15 protein-coding genes are annotated in these 16993 nt (G+C 54.5%); 10 read left to right on the forward strand and 5 right to left on the reverse strand.

Going from position 1 to position 16993, the window contains the following annotated elements; genetic code table 11:
• Nucleotides 1-15 precede the first annotated feature (15 nt).
• Complete coding sequence (locus ACR3ZL_RS05010) at nt 16-1644, forward strand: alpha-amylase family glycosyl hydrolase (RefSeq protein WP_473648986.1); 1629 nt, start codon at nt 16-18, stop codon at nt 1642-1644.
• Between the two features lies 1 nt (nt 1645).
• The gene (locus ACR3ZL_RS05015) at nt 1646-2659 is read left to right on the forward strand and encodes a glycosyltransferase family 4 protein (RefSeq protein ID WP_473648985.1); all 1014 of its coding nucleotides are present in this window, start codon (nt 1646-1648) and stop codon (nt 2657-2659) included.
• 617 nt (nt 2660-3276) lie between these two features.
• Here ACR3ZL_RS05015 and ACR3ZL_RS05020 read toward each other — a convergent pair.
• Nucleotides 3277-4002: a DNA alkylation repair protein gene (locus ACR3ZL_RS05020; RefSeq protein ID WP_473648984.1), complete on the reverse strand. Its 726-nt coding sequence runs from the start codon at nt 4000-4002 to the stop codon at nt 3277-3279.
• A gap of 526 nt (nt 4003-4528) precedes the next feature.
• Here ACR3ZL_RS05020 and ACR3ZL_RS05025 point away from each other — a divergent pair.
• From ACR3ZL_RS05025 to ACR3ZL_RS05040, 4 genes are all read left to right on the forward strand, one after another.
• On the forward strand, nt 4529-5869 hold the full coding sequence (locus ACR3ZL_RS05025) for a Gfo/Idh/MocA family protein (protein WP_473648983.1): 1341 nt from the start codon (nt 4529-4531) through the stop codon (nt 5867-5869).
• On the forward strand, nt 5869-6885 hold the full coding sequence (locus ACR3ZL_RS05030) for a DUF6807 family protein (RefSeq protein ID WP_473648982.1): 1017 nt from the start codon (nt 5869-5871) through the stop codon (nt 6883-6885). Before ACR3ZL_RS05025 ends, ACR3ZL_RS05030 begins: the two co-directional genes overlap by 1 nt.
• A 318-nt stretch (nt 6886-7203) precedes the next feature.
• On the forward strand, nt 7204-7413 hold the full coding sequence (locus ACR3ZL_RS05035) for a hypothetical protein (RefSeq protein WP_473648981.1): 210 nt from the start codon (nt 7204-7206) through the stop codon (nt 7411-7413).
• Entirely contained in the window at nt 7406-7744 is a 339-nt protein-coding gene (locus ACR3ZL_RS05040) for a hypothetical protein (RefSeq protein WP_473648980.1), read from the forward strand. The genes ACR3ZL_RS05035 and ACR3ZL_RS05040 overlap by 8 nt, the downstream gene beginning before the upstream one ends.
• Nucleotides 7745-8352: 608 nt before the next feature.
• Here ACR3ZL_RS05040 and ygiD read toward each other — a convergent pair.
• Complete coding sequence (ygiD, locus tag ACR3ZL_RS05045) at nt 8353-9225, reverse strand: 4,5-DOPA-extradiol-dioxygenase (RefSeq protein WP_473648979.1); 873 nt, start codon at nt 9223-9225, stop codon at nt 8353-8355.
• Nucleotides 9226-9274: 49 nt separating this feature from the next.
• Nucleotides 9275-9697 (reverse strand): DoxX family protein, encoded by a 423-nt coding sequence (locus ACR3ZL_RS05050; protein WP_486173245.1) that lies wholly within the window; start codon nt 9695-9697, stop codon nt 9275-9277.
• Nucleotides 9698-9862: 165 nt separating this feature from the next.
• Between ACR3ZL_RS05050 and ACR3ZL_RS05055 the strand changes: the two genes are divergently transcribed.
• The 3 genes from ACR3ZL_RS05055 to rrtA all read left to right on the forward strand — a co-directional run bounded on the left by ACR3ZL_RS05055 (nt 9863) and on the right by rrtA (nt 14307).
• Nucleotides 9863-11188 (forward strand): helix-turn-helix domain-containing protein, encoded by a 1326-nt coding sequence (locus ACR3ZL_RS05055; RefSeq protein ID WP_473648977.1) that lies wholly within the window; start codon nt 9863-9865, stop codon nt 11186-11188.
• 174 nt (nt 11189-11362) lie between these two features.
• Entirely contained in the window at nt 11363-13657 is a 2295-nt protein-coding gene (locus tag ACR3ZL_RS05060; protein ID WP_473648976.1) for a VIT domain-containing protein, read from the forward strand.
• Nucleotides 13654-14307 (forward strand): rhombosortase, encoded by a 654-nt coding sequence (gene rrtA / locus ACR3ZL_RS05065; protein WP_473648975.1) that lies wholly within the window; start codon nt 13654-13656, stop codon nt 14305-14307. The genes ACR3ZL_RS05060 and rrtA overlap by 4 nt, the downstream gene beginning before the upstream one ends.
• Nucleotides 14308-14351: 44 nt before the next feature.
• On the opposite strand, the gene ACR3ZL_RS05070 is transcribed toward rrtA, so the two are convergent.
• Complete coding sequence (locus tag ACR3ZL_RS05070) at nt 14352-15044, reverse strand: transposase (protein ID WP_473648974.1); 693 nt, start codon at nt 15042-15044, stop codon at nt 14352-14354.
• Between the two features lie 454 nt (nt 15045-15498).
• Between ACR3ZL_RS05070 and ACR3ZL_RS05075 the strand changes: the two genes are divergently transcribed.
• A complete protein-coding gene (locus tag ACR3ZL_RS05075) occupies nt 15499-16239 on the forward strand; it encodes a sialate O-acetylesterase (RefSeq protein ID WP_486173246.1) in 741 nt (246 codons plus the stop codon).
• 366 nt (nt 16240-16605) lie between these two features.
• Here ACR3ZL_RS05075 and ACR3ZL_RS05080 read toward each other — a convergent pair whose 3' ends face one another.
• Entirely contained in the window at nt 16606-16812 is a 207-nt protein-coding gene (locus tag ACR3ZL_RS05080) for a hypothetical protein (RefSeq protein ID WP_473648972.1), read from the reverse strand.
• Between the last annotated feature and the right edge of the window lie 181 nt (nt 16813-16993).

Below are 16993 nucleotides of genomic sequence, written 5' to 3' on the forward strand. Positions count from 1 at the left end.
ACCAAACGAACCTCGATGAAGACACCGTCGCAAACTAGGGGCGATCATCCTTGGTGGGAATCGGGTGTGATCTACCAAATCTATCCACGGTCATTTCAAGATAGTGATGGAGACGGCGTCGGCGATCTTGCGGGAATTGAGTCTCGGTTGGACTATCTCGTCGGCCTTGGGATCGATGTAATTTGGCTTTCGCCGATCTACCCGTCCCCCATGGCCGACTTTGGTTATGACGTCGCCGACTACTGCGGCATCGCTCCGCTGTTCGGTGATCTCGACGCCTTCGATCGACTTTTGGAATCGGTTCACACGAAAGGAATGAAGCTACTGCTCGATTTCGTTCCCAACCATTCATCGGACCAACACCCATGGTTCGTCGAAAGCCGTGCATCGCGGGATAATCCGAAACGCGATTGGTACATTTGGCGAGATTCTTCGCCTGGCGGAGGCCCACCGAACAACTGGATCAGCGACTTCGGTGGTTCGTCCTGGCAATGGGATGCAGCCACGGAACAGTACTACCTTCATGCATTCCTCGCGGAACAGCCCGACCTTAATTGGCGACACCCGGAATTGCGTGGGGCAATGATGGATGTGCTTCGGTTCTGGCTCGACCGCGGCGTCGACGGTTTTCGGATCGACGTGCTTTGGCACATCATCAAAGATGCCACTTTTCGCGACAATCCGGTTAATCCGGACTGGACGCCGGACAAAACTCAACGAGATCGACTGGTTCAGGTTCATTCCACCGATCAAGCCGAAGCTCACGAAATAGCAGCCGAGTTCCGCAAGCTAGCCGACGATTACGGTGACCGAATTTTAATCGGTGAGATCAGTTTGCCCGACGATCGCCTCGCTCGTTGGTTCGGCACTTTGGAAAGTCCTCAAGTGCATCTGCCTGTTAACTTTCATCTCATCGGAAGTGACTGGAAGGCTCGCTCGCTCCGGCGGATCATTGCCGATTACGAAGCGTCATTGCCTGAATTTGGTTGGCCCAATTGGGTGATCGGTAGTCATGACGCGCCACGCATCGCCGCAAGGATTGGCGATGCGCAAGCCCGAGTCGCCGCTATGCTTCTGTTGACCCTTCGTGGCACGCCAACGATTTACCAAGGTGACGAGATCGGTATCGGTGAGGTAGCCATTTCCGCGGATCAAGTTCGAGACCCACAGGACCTTCGCCAACCGGATTTGGGGATCGGACGTGATCGCTCCCGAACACCGTTCCCGTGGAACGACTCAGCCAGTGCTGGGTTCACTACCGGCGAACCGTGGTTACCGTTGAATGAAGATTGGCCGGAACGCAACGTGGTGGCGCAGGATAAGGATCCCAGTTCCATGCTGTCGCTCTATCGGAAACTGCTCGCGTTGCGACGACGTCATGCCGCTTTGGCTATCGGAGATTCTGAGCTGCTTGATTCAGACGACGACGTGCTCGCCTTTGTGCGACATCATGACGATGAACGTTTGCTGATCGCACTGAATCTTGGCGACCAAACACGAGCGCTGGTTCTGTCTGACGACTTAGTCATCACTGAAACACTTTGTTCGACGGAAACGCTTCGTTTGTCCGGAGTAGCGAGTCCTTTCAGTGGCACGCTCATGCCAAACGAAGGCCTCATCCTGCAACTAAGAAGGCAACACTGAGATGCGAATTGCAATGCTGGCCCCGATCGCCTGGCGCACGCCTCCTCGAACCTATGGTCCTTGGGAACTGGTCACCAGCATGTTGACCGAAGCACTCGTCCAACGCGGCGTGGACGTGACGCTTTTCGCGACTCTCGATAGCCTGACATCCGGTACTCTCGACGGTGTGGTTCCTACACCTTATGGCGAAGATCAATCCGTAGACGCAAAGGTCTGGGAATTCCGGCATCTGGCTCATCTGTTTGAGCAAGCCAGTCAGTTCGATTTGATTCATAACCAGGCCGACTTTCCCGCTCACGCGTTTGCCAGATTGATTGACACGCCCATTGTCACAACGATTCACGGGTTCTCATCCGACCGCATTTTGCCGATGTATCAGGAGTTTCAGGACGTTGTCCACTTTGTTGCTATCAGCGATGCCGATCGACACCCCGGTTTGCCGTACGCAGCGACCATCCATCATGGCATTCCGATCAATGATTTCCCGTTCAATCCGAATATTGGTGATGACTTATTGTTCTTCGGCCGAATTCATCCTGACAAGGGCGCCGCCGAAGCTATCACAGTCGCTCGTGGCAGTGGACGTCATCTGAACATGTACGGCATCGTGCAGGATGACGACTACTATCAAGCTGAAGTCGTCCCGGCCAACGATTCCGTTCAATTGACTTATCATGGCGCCGTCGGCGGGAAGCAGCGACTCGATGCGTTGGGCAACGCACGCGCGCTGTTGCACCTGATCAACTTCGATGAGCCTTTCGGATTATCGGTCATCGAAGCCATGGCCTGTGGGACGCCCGTCATCGCCTCGCGACGCGGTTCGATGCCTGAGCTGATCGAGCACGGTGTCACCGGTTTTCTGGTCGACAGTCTCGAAGAAGCAAGTCAGGCAGTCGAACGAATCGACGAAATTGATCGCAACAAGGTCCGCCACGCTGTTGCAGAAAGGTTCACCGTCGATCGAATGGCCGACACCTACCTAGACCTCTATCAACGAATACTCAGCAACCAGTGATCGATCCGTGACGACGGCGGTCAAGTCGGCATTTCAGCCGCACTTATTCATCTTCTTCTGTAGGGTGCGTCTCGACGCTCCCTGCGCTCTATGTTTGTCTCATCGAAACCGTCTGGTCTCTGGGACCGGCTACGTTGTTCGCTAAATGCGGCGGCTATGGATTGCAACTTGTTTCGGTGCTGGATTCGTGTGTAGCAGGTTTTGAGTGTCTCAATTTTCGCAGTCGCGATAGAAACAATTGGCTTTCTTGCGAAGTTTCGCCTTGATGCTGCAGGCTTCACCTTTTTACAAAAGCTTAGTGATGGCTTCAAATCTCAGGCAGTGGTGATAGTAGCCGTAGCGGCCGAGCGATTTGTATAAGAAAAAGTCGCGGATGCGTTGTAAGCTTGCTTCGGCCACTTCGCCATGTCCGAATGGCATGGGTAGCCGATGTGGCTGTGAATTCTTGAACGCTAGACGCGGTGTATCTACTTGTAAACGATGAATTAGCGTTTCACGATTGTTCACGTGTACCGTCGACTCTTTCCTTGTAATGTTCCGGTCGGGGAGTTCGTCGTTCTCACGATGGAACTGCTGTTGCGAATGCCGGACCCTCGGTTGCTAGACCAGTTGACTTCTCATCGGCTCATCCACTTTTGGCGGTCTTCTTTAGACAGCTTTTCAATGGAGTAACGCAGCATTGTGCGGGGCATGGTCTTGGCGTGTTTTCTCAGAAAACTCTCCAGTCGGGGCTGATCGCGTTTGCCGGTTTCACGGAGCATCCAGCCGATCGCTTTGTGCATCAGGTCATGTTCGTCATGAAGTAGCGTTTCGGCGAGATTGATGATCTCGGAGAACTCGTGATTGCGAATCAGGGCAAACGTTGACAGTACAGCGACACGTCGCTCCCATAGCACTTCGCTGGCAGCAAGTTGGTCGAGGATGTCCCGTTCGCCAGGATGATCCACCAACCACGCACCAAGGATTTTAGGTGCGGTAGAGTCGACGAGGTCCCAGTTGTTCACGGCCGCCAGGTTCGCCAGATAGAACTCAACCAAGCGGCGACAATCTGCTTCGCGGTTGGGGTTCTTTGTCTTGGCCGCTCGTTCGTAAAGATCGACTAAAATGAACAGTCCCGTCATGCGGCACTCATGCCAGGGGGAAGCAAGTAGCTTTTGCAATTCGTCAAGCGTTAGGTTTCGAAATTGACGAGCGACCGCGCGTTGGTCAGGCACCATGCAGCCCAGGAACCGATCGCCTTCGCCATAGCCGCCTGGCACCGCCTGGACAAAGATAGGGAGCGACTTTGCTTTTTCAACGCACGACACGGCACGCAACGCAAATAGGACTCGCTCTGCCGTCATTTTCGAAGACTCACGGGGTGGAGGCGATTTATCGATTCGCTTCACTGGGATTGGGCGGAATCGCGATCATTGTATCGCATCCGCTAGCGTTTTAGCTAAGAGTGGACTGCCCGATACCGGTCGGTAAACCGTTGCTGGCTTATCGTTTTCTTTTGGAAACAGCACATGATTAGGTTGAAAGTGTTAACGCTGACTCAAAGGAGTTGCTGGACCTACGGTACGACCTAACTGTCAAGAATGGTTAGTGACGTTGTTCATCGGTTGGTTGACCTTCGCAGCAGTGATTTCGGTTGGGAAGACGTAGTCGGCCTATCGAATCGGGTAAAGGTTGGTTCGCCGAAGGAACGTCGCCGTATTTGCGGCGAGGAAATCTATAGATTAAGATCGCGGCGTTACGTAGCGATATGTCTGCGTTTCGGCGACAGTGAGTCCATTCGAAGGCACTGGCGACCTCGTTAGCGATTAGATTCTGTGAAATTGCTGGTCGCTATTCGTCTCTATCAATCCACTTTGGAAAGGTTTGATCTTGCTTACCACTTCCACAACCGATTCGGTCTCGCGACGTGGGTTTCTTGGTCGCGGATTGTCGACTGGTGCATTAGCGGCCGGAACACTTGCGTCACTACCCATGACTCGGGCTTGGGCGACTGCAGGGTCGGACTCTCCTACGATTGGGTTGATCGGTTGCGGTGGCCGGTCCAAACAATTGTTGAAAGGGTTTCAAGGCTCAGTACGTTTCGCTTGGACCTGTGATCCAGATCAACAGCGTGCCGAAGAATTAGTGCAAGCTACTGGTGCAAAGCGGTCCACCAACGACCTGCGGCATGTGCTTGACGATGTGTCCGTGGACGCGGTTGTGATAGCCACGCCAGACCACTGGCACGCTCCGGCCGCGATCATGGCGTGCGAGGCGGGCAAACATGTGTATGTAGAAAAACCTTGCAGCCATAACCTGTTGGAAGGGCGATTGTTGGTCGATGCGGCTCGACGCAACCAAGTTGTGGTCCAACATGGAACGCAGAGTCGTACCAATCCGCTTATCGTGCGAGCGATCGAGTTGCTGGGCGGCGGTGCGATCGGTGAAGTCTTGACCGCGCGTGCCTGGAACATTCAGCGACGTAAAAATATTGGCCATCACACACCGACCAAGCCGCCAGCTCATCTCGATTACGATGCGTGGGTTGGACCCGCAGAATGGGTACCGTATCAACAGAATCGTTTGCATTACGATTGGCATTGGTGGCACAACTTTGGCACCGGTGATATCGGCAATGATGGCACGCACGAGCTGGACATCGCTCGATGGGGTTTAGGCGTGACAGGCCTGCCGTCGAAGGTGACGGCGGTTGGTGGTAAGTACTCCTTTGACGACGACCAACAGTTTCCCGATACGGCATCGTGCGCATTTGAGTGGCCGTCAACCAAAGGTAAAATGCCGCCTCGACAATTGACCTTTCAATTGCAATTGTGGTCGCGCAACTACCCGCATAATTGCGACACCGGTGTCGAGTTTTACGGGACGCAGGGCATGTTGTTTGTCAGTAAGCGTGGAAAGCTGGAAGTGCGTGACGACCGCAACCGGGTGATCACGGACACACTACCGGAACTGCAGCAAAGGTTGCCCCCAAATCATCAGGTCGATTTCCTGGAAGCGATCCGTGATGGCCGTCCACCGGCGGCTGAGATTGCGATCGGGCACGATTCGACGGCACTTGTTCATCTTGCCAATGCCGCTCTGCGTTCTTCGCCCGGATTGGTGGTCGATCCGGTTGCAGAGCAGATTCCCAACGACCCAACCGCTCAGGCGTTGCTTCGCCGCCAGTATCGAGAGTCAGGCCACTGGTCCATTCCCAGAGGAGTCGTGTGATGAGTGAATTCAGCTTATGTCGGCGGACCGACGCACGGACAAGTCCGCTTGCTGGTTTGCTGTCTCGTGCTTGGCCCTGCACATTGCTTGTGTTCGTCGCGGTGTGGTTGGGCATGCCTTTGGTTGGAACCGCGGAAGGCGTACCTTTAAAAGAAGGCACAGCCGTCCGCTTGGAACAGCGTGACGATAGTGTGGTGATCAAGGTAGGTGACCAAGCGGTAGCAAGATATGTGTGGAAAGAGAATGAAATCCAACGGCCGTATTTTTGCGATGTGAAGACTACCGCGGGGATACAAGTCACTCGCAACCATCCACCGATTGAGGGCATCGATCCTGGTGATCACCCCACCATGCATCCGGGGATTTGGTTGGCCTTTGGTGACATTAATGGAGTCGATTTTTGGCGCAACCGAGGAACGGTTCAGCATGAACGATGGATAGGGGAGCCGTTTGCTGAAGGGCAACGTGGCGGCTTTCAGGAGCTGAAGCGATATGTAGACCCGCACGGCAAGACTGTATGCACCGAAGAGTTTCAGTGTACAGTCGACGCTCAAAGCGATGGATGGTTGTTGTCTTTTGACAGCGTCTTTCGGTCAGACGAAACTTTCCGGTTCGGTGACCAGGAGGAGATGGGGTTAGGGGTTCGTGTCGCTACGTCCATAAGCGAAAAGAATGGCGGCGGGTTGTTGAGTTCCGGGCGAATGAGGACGGCCAAAACGATTTGGGGGCAACCAGCCCGATGGTGTGCTTACGACGGCAAGGTGCAAGGCCACCAGGTCGGCCTCGCAGTGTTGGTGAACCAGGACAACTTTCGAGAGAGTTGGATGCATGCCCGTGACTACGGTTTGATCGTTGCGAATTCGTTTGGTCGCAAAGCGATGAAGCAGGGTGCAGAAAGTGAAGTAAAAGTGGAGCCAGGGCAATCGCTACGGCTGCGGTTCGGTGTCTGGGTGCACGGGCCACTAGTTGATCTAACGGAGACCTACCAAGAAGTTTTCGACAAGTACCAAGATTGAAGCAGTTTTCAATAGATCGTTTGACCTGCTCGTCCTGAAGAGATTCACTAGCTGGATTAATCGCCACAGTTTGTGCTCAGGCAAGCTAGGTCTTGTGCCACTTGCGGTTCGCAGGCGGGCACAGCGACGTCACCCAAAATCAGCGGATTTGGGACCCTGTTCGGCTGAGTTGCGGGCGTTCTTCAAGAGCCTTTATTCCGTGTTAGTGTGGTGACCCAGTCGTCTTGGGAATGACTGACTTGCCGGTTGTGTATGGTTCACTCGGACTTTCCATTCGGGTTGTCTCCTAACTCACAACGCTTTAAGAAGGACGTTGAAATGACTACCGAAACTGACACCCAGACTTGGCCTGATCTCGCGATTGGTCTGTATGACAAGCTGACCGGGCGTAATGCGGAGATCAGTTACTCGTTCGATGATTTCGAGCTGGCGATCCCGAGTTCCACGTCCGCGGACGCGAAACATGCATCTTGGAAGATGAACGGTACTGTTCGAATCTCAACACGCAGCCAAGAACCTAATGCGTGATTTTCGCGGTCTTCGGATCGATGCTGACTTAGAATGCGAATGGAACGGAGATTTGATTCGCATTCGCAGTGTTGATGAACGCAAGATCGTTTGTGAGTTGCCTAATGCGAAGGCGTTGTTCAGCTTGCGCAGGCTATTGGGAAAAGCAAAGTCACTTAGTCATGTCGGTCGTTGGTTGAGCCAGGTCGACCAAACGGTAGAAGTTGTGGTTGCCGGTGCATCGGTCGCCCGATTCGGCGGCAACGCAAACAATCGGTTTTTGCAACGAATTGGTATCCCGTCGACTGAGCTGAGGTTGTTGCGGATCGCGAGACTAATCATGAACCGTTGATTCGCGGCGACCACGTCCAACATTGCGGTGTGTCTGACAACGCATCCTTTTAGTGCCGACTTGGCCCGCAAGATCCTTAAACAACAGTTCGGCCAGCCGCTTTCCTTGATTGCCCTGCTGATTTCTTGACGAAGCCTGCTGTTTTGAAAAGTGAAGCTGAAGAACGACTGTTCATCGAACAGAACAAACAGAAAGAGTGATTGTCCCGGAGTTGGTTTTACTGGAACGGTTGCTCGGATTTAGGGTCAACCAATTGACCAGGTGGTGTCTCTCATTCAAAAGTGCGAATTGGTCATCAATTACCGCCTATTCTTTTTCTGGCTCGCCGCATACCAGTAGCGTTGGCGGTGCAGCGGTGGCATTGAAACGTCCCGCAAATCCGTGAACGAGACCATCAAATTCGGTCTCGATGGTTGTTCGAACCAGGATTAGGAGGATCGCTCATGGTCCCCAAAAGATATCGGAGAAACCGCTGCCCGCAATGACCGCCGGTCCTTTTGTCGGCTCGGTCGATCCTCCGTGTCCCCTCTCGGCTGCGGCGAAGCGTACAGATGGAATGGCTTCGAAACGCTGCCATTTCCAGCGTTGATTCAATCGGTTCGCATCCGTCAGCCGATCCGCACAGAGGTCATCGTGATGGCTCCCGCAACTGCTTTGTCGTTGAAAATCGTGGCTTCCTCGTTTGCATCCTGCAAAGCCAATGCGTAGAGCAACGGATAGTAATGATCAGGTGTCGGAATCGCGAGTCTTGCTGACTTGCCGAGCGATCGATAGTCGCAAAGCTTGCCATGATCACGATTCAAAATCAGTTGCTTGATCGTCTCATCGATTTCAATTGCCCAATCAAATCCTCGTTCGAAGTTTTGAAAGTTCATCAATCCCAAATTGTGAACAATGTTGCCGCTGCCGATGATCAACACACCTCGACGGCGAAGACTCATCAGCTCCTTCGCCAATCCATAGTGCCACGCTCCCGGTTTCGCAATGTCGATGCTGACTTGCACCACAGGGATGTCTGCCATCGGGAAAACAGGCTTGAGCACCGACCAAGTACCGTGATCCAGTCCCCAACCTTGATCCAAACCAACGGGCGTGCCTTTCACCGTGTCGCTGACCAGCCCGGCCAATTTAGGATCACCCGGTGCCGCGTACTGAGCTTCCGAAAGTTCGCGAGGGAATCCACCAAAATCATGAATCGTTTTCGGTCGGTCCATTGCAGTGACCCACGTTCCACGCGTTAGCCAGTGAGCAGAAACACAAAGGATCGCTTTAGGCTTGGGCACGTCCTCCATCGCCGCTTTCCAACCGCGAGTGAACTCGTTGTCTCCCAGCGCGTTCATAGGGCTACCGTGGCCGATGAAGAACGCGGGCATCACGTTGCCATCTTCGGGCAATGTCTCTGCCATCGCTTGCAGCGAGGCTCCTATCGTCACAGCTCCACTTGCCATTGCGATCGTCTTCAAGAAATTTTGGCGTAACATTTCAACCCTCCTTGGGAACAACACACTTCGACGGATCCTGATCAGGCCTTCATGAATCGCTGACAGAATGCGTCGTCATGTCGGCGGCCGCTGCGATCGACATCTGCCCAATGCAGCGTGACGCGGGGCGGAGATACCAAGACGCCATTCCGATTGCCAGGATGATCAACGGCACGATCGGCTCGGGCATCGCATCTTTGACAAACAAGTGAGCCGCAGTGGCTCCCGTCAGATCGAAGAAGAAGCCTGCGTAAGCCCACTCCTTCAACCGCCCAAACCCTGGCAGCAAAAGAGCGACCACTCCAGCAATTTTCCAAAAGCCCAAGATGGTCGCCACATAGCTTGGAAATCCCAGTCTCGTCATCGACTCCATGATGGCTGCGTTCTGTGTCAAATCCGCAAATCCGCCGCCTGCCATCGCAAGACAGAACAACGCCAACGTGACCCAGTAACCAATTCGTTTCGCTTTCATCACTCGCTCGCCTTCATGGTGCAATCGTTCTTGATCCAAAACATGTGCCCATATTACGACCGGTCAGCTGGACTTTAAATATCCAAATCGCCATACTTCTAGTCCGATCGTCCAAAGTTAGGCGATGTGAGCAACTCAGCCATTCCCAAGCGAGGGGCGAAGCCAATGGACGTTCTTGCTGATTTCTTGAGTGTTGCTGGGATGGTTGCCCACCTCGACGAATCACTGAGCGGAGGAAAGACGTGGGTCCATCAGGTTGCATCCATCCCCCGATCCTCCCCCACAATGGCAGTAGCAGCACAGCGGCTGTCCTTCTACGCGGTTGTCAGCGGACAAATCCGTTTCACGTCCGCCGCCGCTGACCATTCGCTGAACAGCGGCGATACGATCTTCGCCATCGAAGGTCAGGAGCACCGACTCGAATCGCGTTCAGAAGACACGCGAGTCACGACTGGCCAAATTGAGTTCACATCGGGTTCCATCGGCCTCTCAGTACTTAACTTGGCTTCGACGATCATCGTTCGGTCGAATGATGAATCACTTTCAAGCGAACTGGTTCGTCGCTTAGGAACAGAATTCGAGGAACAGCGAGGTGGCTGGAAGTCGGTGAGCTTGGGCATAGTCAATGCATTGTTCATTGCCGCTCTCAGATCGGGAGGAACCTGTTCCAAGTCAAACAGCGAAAGCAATGGTTGGCTTCGCGCCATGGCAGACGACGAAATTGGGGCGGCGTTGAAATTGATGCACGAGCGTCCCGAGCATCGCTGGACAGTCGCCGAATTGGCAAATGAGTTGTCCGTCTCTCGATCAGCGTTTGCTGCACGATTCAAAACGATCACGGGACGACCGCCCCTCGAGTATCTGACTTGGTGGCGTTTGCAGCGAGCCGCCGCGAGACTTCGCACCGGTGATGTAACCTTGACCGAAGTCACTCGAAATTCTGGCTACCAATCCGAAGCCGCATTCGGAAAAGCGTTTCGACGCGAGTTCGGAATTTCGCCCGGGCAACTTCGTCGACAAGCAAAAGCGAAATCGCACACGTCTTCCCAACTGCAGTTGGAACTCAAGAAACGCGATCCCTTCACCGTTCCTGAACAAGAGGCTGGACTCAATCTGATCAAAACCGCGGAATGGATGCAGGAACCATTCATCTCGTTGCTGAATCAACACGGACTATTCGGTTCGCTCTACAACATCCTGCGAATCCTGCGCGGGAAAGGCATTCCTCAGGCACAGGACGAACTCTTGAACCAATTGCTTCTTCCGGAAGATGATATTCAATCGCTTGTCGACCAATTGGTTTCAGCACAACTGGTTTCTGTCTCCCACCCGAACCGCATGCTGTCGATCACGGAAGCCGGCTTACAACTCCTCTCCAAACTCGACAGCCCCATCCTGGCCCTGCATCGTCGACAACTCTCTCACTTTTCCGAAGGCGAACTTGCTGAGTTCAACCGCCTGCTTGTCAAAGCCCGCAATCCCGCCGGCTAAGCAGCCGAAAAACGGCGACCTGGCCACGGCCTTGATGAGGCTTCGCGATTGATAGTCTGCTACAAGCTCAGAGAGGTTTTCAGCATAAGTCTCACGATTCCGCGCTCCACCGCCGCAACGACGGGATCTTTCTAGGGAGTCACTTCGATTCTCGATCCTGGAGCACCTCGTCTCGTGAACGCTCAATCCCCCGGCCATCGGATGCAATCGACACGATTGCCTTTGATCGCGCCCGTCGTCGTTCTGGCCTCCGCCTTCCTTTTCTCCGCCATCGCACAGGCCGGCTACACCGTGCTCGGCGGGGTGCCCGTCACGCAGGGGCAGATGCGTGTCGGCGAAGACGATTTCGAACAACTCAAAGCCAAACTGCCGGCGCCCAACCCAAGCTTCACGCTCAAAGAGACTCGGGTGGAAACTGAGATCTCAGGGGTGCTGGCTCGTGTCCGTGTCTCGCAAGTGTTCCAGAATCCGCATCCTGAACGGTTGGAAGCGTTGTACGTGTTCCCGCTGCCTGAGAACTGCGCCGTCGACGCTTACTCGTTTCAAATCGGCGAACGAGTGATCGTCGGCGAAGTGAAACGCAAAGAGGAAGCCCGCCAAGAATACGAACAAGCTCGCGACGAGGGTCGCAAAGCGGCACTGTTGGAACAAGAGCGAGCCAACGTGTTCTCTCAAGCCGTCGCCAACATCCCAGCGAACAGCGAAGTGACCGTCCACATTGAGTACGTGCACCCGCTGGAGATCGACGAAGATCGCTACGTCTTCCGTTTCCCCATGGTCGTTGGCCCGCGATACGTCCCAGGAACCCCGGTCACTCGTCCCAACGTGGGACGCGGTTGGGCGGCCGACACCGACCAAGTCCCCGACGCCTCACGGATCACGCCCGACTCTCTTCCCGAAGGCATGCGAAACGGCAACGACGTGTTCGTGTCAGTGAAGATTGACGCCGCGATGCCGATTCAGCAAATCGTGCCAGTCACTCATGAGCTGGACATTCAACAAACCTCCGATACCCATGCCGCGATCACGCTGAAGAACCAATCCACCATCGCAGACAAGGACTTCATCATTGAATATCGCTTGGCTGGTGATGACAGCACCCTGGCTTCACTAACCCATCGCGAATCCGACGCAGAAGATGGTTACGTGATGTTGGCGTTGCAACCCAAGTGGTCGATCGAGCCCACCGAAATCACACCTCGCGAAGTGATCTTGGTGTTGGACACCAGCGGATCGATGAACGGGCCCGCGATCAGCCAACTGCGTTTGTTCGCGGATCATGTGCTGGATCACTTGAACCCCAATGACGAATTCCGAGTCATCGCCTTCAGCAACCGTACGACCGCGTTCCAACCCAATGCCGTCTCGGCAACCGACGCGAACATCCAATCCGCCAAACAATTTGTTCGCGTCCTGCGTGCAAGTGGTGGAACCAACCTGTTGCCCGCACTCAAGTTGGCACTCGGCGGCGAGGCAGACGAATCCGCGCGTCCTCGCTACATGGTCCTGATGACCGATGCACTTGTCGGCAACGACCACTCGATCCTTCGCTACTTGCGACAGCCTGAGTTCCAAGACGCTCGCGTGTTCCCCATTGCATTCGGAGCCGCACCCAATGATTACTTGATCAGCCGCGCGGCCGAGATGGGACGCGGGTTTTCGATGCAAGTCACCAATCAAGACAACACGCCGGAGATCGCTCGCCGGTTCCATGAACTGACCAGCCAACCTTACATGACCGATTTGCAAATCGATTGGGGAGGACTGGTAGTGAAAGACCAAGTGCCCTCGCGGCTTCCCGATCTGTACGCGGGGAAACCTCTGATCGTCCTGGGCCGCTACGACAGACCAGCAACCGGTACGATCACGCTGAAGGGCAACGTCTCAGGACAACCTGTTCAGATGGGAATGGAGCTCGAACTTCCCGAACAAGAAGCCGAGCATGACTCGATCGGTCCGGTCTGGGCTCGCCAACGAATACGGCAAATTTGGAACCGTGACGTGGGAGCTGAAACCCCCGCGGGCCGCGCCGAGATCACCGAGTTGGGACTGAAGCACCAACTGATGACTCAGTACACCTCGTTCATCGCCGTCGAAAAAGAACTTTCCGAACCACCGCAAGGACGATTGGTCACCGAAGCCGTCCCAGTCATGACACCTGAAGGCATGACCCAAAAATCAGCCGGTCGATCGGTCGCCGCTGCGAAGCCAGCACCTCGACATCAGGTATCCGCGAACTCAACACCCGCTGTGCCAGCCGCCTCTGCACCGGCAACCGTCTCAACACCAACACCGGCCTCAGCACCCTCACCGGCTCCAAGATCGAGCGGTGGCAACTACGGGGGCGGCGGTGGAGGAGGCGGCGGACCGATCGGCCCGATCACTGGGATTGTTTCCCTCGGCGGTGCGGCTGCCGCGATGATGCGTCGACGCAAGTCTCGAAGCAACCATCAGGATGTGGTCCGATGAGTGCTGGTGAATCACTGCTCCCAACGCTTCCCAAGACCAACGGCACATCGATCCAATCGTTGTGCCGTCAGGGAAGCGTCTGGCTCCGACAGATTCCAGTGACGCTACTGATGTCAGTCATCGCCATCGCAGCGTACGCCTCCCCCAGCCTAACCGCTGGGTTGCAACTCGACTTCGCCGCCGTTTCCTCCGGGCAGTGGTGGCGGCTTCTCTCCGGTCACCTCACCCACTTTGGCGGCGGCCATTTGTTTTGGGACGTGCTGATGTTCGCGGTCTTGGGTGCCGCCTGCGAACGAAAAAAACCTCGGCTCTTTCCCGTCGCACTCATCGCAATGTCAGTTGGTATCTCTGCGGCCATCTTGCTCACGTGCCAAGACGTCACGACCTATCGAGGCCTGAGCGGCATCGACACGGGATTGTTTGTTTGGTTCCTCGCCATCCAAATCCGCCAATCTCACGCCGACCGAGACCGCACGTTCACGTGCTTCTGGACCGCCGCCGGAATCTTGCTCCTCGCAAAACTCGCCTACGAATCCACCACCGGAGAAATCCTCTTCGTCAACGCCGAAGGATTCCAACCGCTGGTCGAATCGCACCTGTCGGGTGCCGTGCTCGGAGCGATCGCAGCGACCGTAGCTGACCGTAGCTGACCGAGGCCCTCGGTCAGCATCCATCCTCAACCGACTGAGAGGCCTCAGTCGGTTACGAAGTGGGCGTTTTGGAGGTTTGGAAGATACAATCTGAACTCGCTTTCTTTCAGCCTTGATTTGACAGGGTTGTTCTGGATGTACTTCCGGAACCTTTGAAAGTGGTCTCCATCACGCACGAGGTGATCGAAACTCTCGGGTTGCCACAGCCGGCCTTTGTGCCCGAGCAACTCGTTGATCCGTAGCGACTGGTAGTGCTTCCAATTTCGACACTGCTCCTTCAACGTCACGTTGCGATCCAGGCACACCAAAACGTGCACATGATTGGGCATCACAACGAATCCACCCAGGCTGTATCGCATGCCGTCAAAATGCAGGAGGTTCTCAGCGACCACGTTGGAAACATTCGGGTATCGCAGCGCACACGCGCCGTGCAATTCATCCAGACTGGCTTCCAGGATCGTTGCGAATTGGCGAGCGAACTGGCGTCGAACTCCCCAGTCCAAACGACCGAATGCCGACGTCCAGTTGGGATCGTCTGGATCAATTTCCAACCGCCGCAGTGCATCGGCTCGTTGTCGCTGCCACAATTCGAATGCGGCTTGCGGGATCGAATCGTGAGTTCGATACGTGATGAAGTAAGTCGCACCGGGTTGTTCCCAATGAGGAAGAACACCGTGCGTGACCGAATACTCCTGCTTCGGATCAAAGAACCCAAACTGAAGGCGAACGTTCGACATGCATTCAATGTAGCCTCCAGCCACCCACCACGTAGCCGACTGAGGCCTCTCAGTCGGCCGAGCACTGAAAACTTGCAGTGAAGCTGAGGATGTGTCTCCGACTAAGAGGCCTCAGTCGGTTACGTTGGGTAGAAGATTGGTGTGCCGGCGTCTGGGAGCAATCTGCGCGATCAAGATGGCGGCGGTTACAGAAAAATGTCTAAGCCTGAAAGCCAAACTGTTTGCTTCATGAGCAGCCCGTTTCGCTTATTCGTGCTGCTTTACCGCTGACGAAGATCTTCTTTACTTATTTCACCGGGCTGAATCAGTGGTAGCTACGATTTCGAATCGTATTTGCAAAGAATGAACAAAGGAGATGGACCGCCAACGACCGGAGTGGTGATTCGGTAAACTGATACTTTGTTGGTCTGTTTTCTATTTTTCTTACTGATGTGCTTGAGTCATGCGTTGTTGCTTGAAAAATTCCTTGTGGATATTTGCGTTCCTGTTCGCTGTGACTACTCATGCGTTTGCTGAAACGCATCTGTTCATCTTGTCCGGCCAATCGAATATGGCAGGTTTAAAAGAAGCTCGAGAGAATTCTTTTTTGCCGGAACTCAACAAGCTATTACCTAATGCGGATATCCAGCACATCAAGGTCGCGATAGGTGGAAGGCCAATTCGGTTGTGGGTGGCCGAATGGGATTCAATCGCGGAACAACGCGGGCTTAAGGCACTGAACCAAAAGCCGACGTTCTATTCCCAAATCATTGACGCCTATCAAGAGAAATTCCCGGGTGACGAGAAGCCCGACACGGTCACATTCCTCTGGATGCAGGGTGAGAAAGATGCGAAGACGAATCTCGACGCAGCCTATGAGGAGAGTTTAAAGCAACTAATCGGCAATCTTCGCCGCGACCTTGACGCGCCCAACATGAACGTCGTCATCGGTCGCATCAGTGACCATTCTCCCGGTGAGTCGATGCAATCAGGGTGGGATCATGTGCGGCAAATACATGTGGATGTCGCCCAGTCCGATCGGCATGGTGCGTGGGTGGATACTGACGACTGCAACAACAAGACCAAGAGCGGCAAGCCGAACAACGACCTGCACTACACCGCCGAAGGCTACGACTTGTTCGGCCGCCGGCTTGCCCGCCAAGCGGTCCGTCTCATCAAGGGGGAAGAACCAGCGGAAAACGGTCGGCCTGAGTAGATCGAGACCGGTACTCACGTCAGGCCATTACACGTGCACCAGTGCTATCGAGTTAGGCACACAGTCGACACATTAGGTAAACAATGGAATCGAGTCGGTCCACCAAAATGGGGACCCAAAGAATCCATAATCAATTCTCTCGTTTCGCTTTCGATACGAAGCTCTTATGCGAAAACCGTGTGGTTTTGGTGAAACGACTCGGAATTTCCCGGTGGCGCGAACGCAATCGCTTGACGGTGCGTAGCCAGGCAATAACAATTCGTACAGTCTTTGGTCGGACCGATTAGTTGAATTGAGACGTTTTACATAACGTCACGAAATCTCTTTTACCCTGCGTGTCTACTGATCTTGTCCTCTTACCGGCCATTAACGACTTGCCTTCTGCTGGCGACCATGTTGCTCAGCAACGTCGCTGGGTGGATGCATGTCGGTTGCTGCGACGCAGAGTCCGGTAATTCGGGTGCGAATCACGCGAGCGTCACGGCCCAGGCTTCTTGCTGCAGCCACTGCCATTGTCATGCGGGACACCAATCCAGCGGATCCGCAGCTGACGATTCGTCGAATCCAGATCAAGAATCGACTCCTCACGATTCCGAATCGTGCCATGTGTGCCAAAATTTGTTCGCATCCCGGCATGCGGTTCTGACATCCAGCCCGACGGTAGTTTGGGAACCGTTGGCTATCGATTGGTTGCGCCCCGAGCTTTGTGAAGTCTCGATTGAACCAGTCTTTCTGAGCGGACTTTCTGTCCGAG

The organism is Rhodopirellula sp. J20-39, assembly GCF_057365095.1.

What these genes read in the sequence shown, in the direction of transcription:
- ygiD (WP_473648979.1), bottom strand. Translation starts at nt 9,225, where the DNA reads ATGTTACGCCAAAATTTCTTGAAGACGATCGCAATGGCAAGTGGAGCT.
- ACR3ZL_RS05015 (WP_473648985.1), top strand. Translation starts at nt 1,646, where the DNA reads ATGCGAATTGCAATGCTGGCCCCGATCGCCTGGCGCACGCCTCCTCGA.
- ACR3ZL_RS05040 (WP_473648980.1), top strand. Translation starts at nt 7,406, where the DNA reads ATGCGTGATTTTCGCGGTCTTCGGATCGATGCTGACTTAGAATGCGAA.
- ACR3ZL_RS05010 (WP_473648986.1), top strand. Translation starts at nt 16, where the DNA reads ATGAAGACACCGTCGCAAACTAGGGGCGATCATCCTTGGTGGGAATCG.
- ACR3ZL_RS05020 (WP_473648984.1), bottom strand. Translation starts at nt 4,002, where the DNA reads ATGACGGCAGAGCGAGTCCTATTTGCGTTGCGTGCCGTGTCGTGCGTT.
- ACR3ZL_RS05055 (WP_473648977.1), top strand. Translation starts at nt 9,863, where the DNA reads ATGGACGTTCTTGCTGATTTCTTGAGTGTTGCTGGGATGGTTGCCCAC.
- ACR3ZL_RS05050 (WP_486173245.1), bottom strand. Translation starts at nt 9,697, where the DNA reads ATGAAAGCGAAACGAATTGGTTACTGGGTCACGTTGGCGTTGTTCTGT.
- ACR3ZL_RS05070 (WP_473648974.1), bottom strand. Translation starts at nt 15,044, where the DNA reads ATGTCGAACGTTCGCCTTCAGTTTGGGTTCTTTGATCCGAAGCAGGAG.
- rrtA (WP_473648975.1), top strand. Translation starts at nt 13,654, where the DNA reads ATGAGTGCTGGTGAATCACTGCTCCCAACGCTTCCCAAGACCAACGGC.
- ACR3ZL_RS05035 (WP_473648981.1), top strand. Translation starts at nt 7,204, where the DNA reads ATGACTACCGAAACTGACACCCAGACTTGGCCTGATCTCGCGATTGGT.
- ACR3ZL_RS05030 (WP_473648982.1), top strand. Translation starts at nt 5,869, where the DNA reads ATGAGTGAATTCAGCTTATGTCGGCGGACCGACGCACGGACAAGTCCG.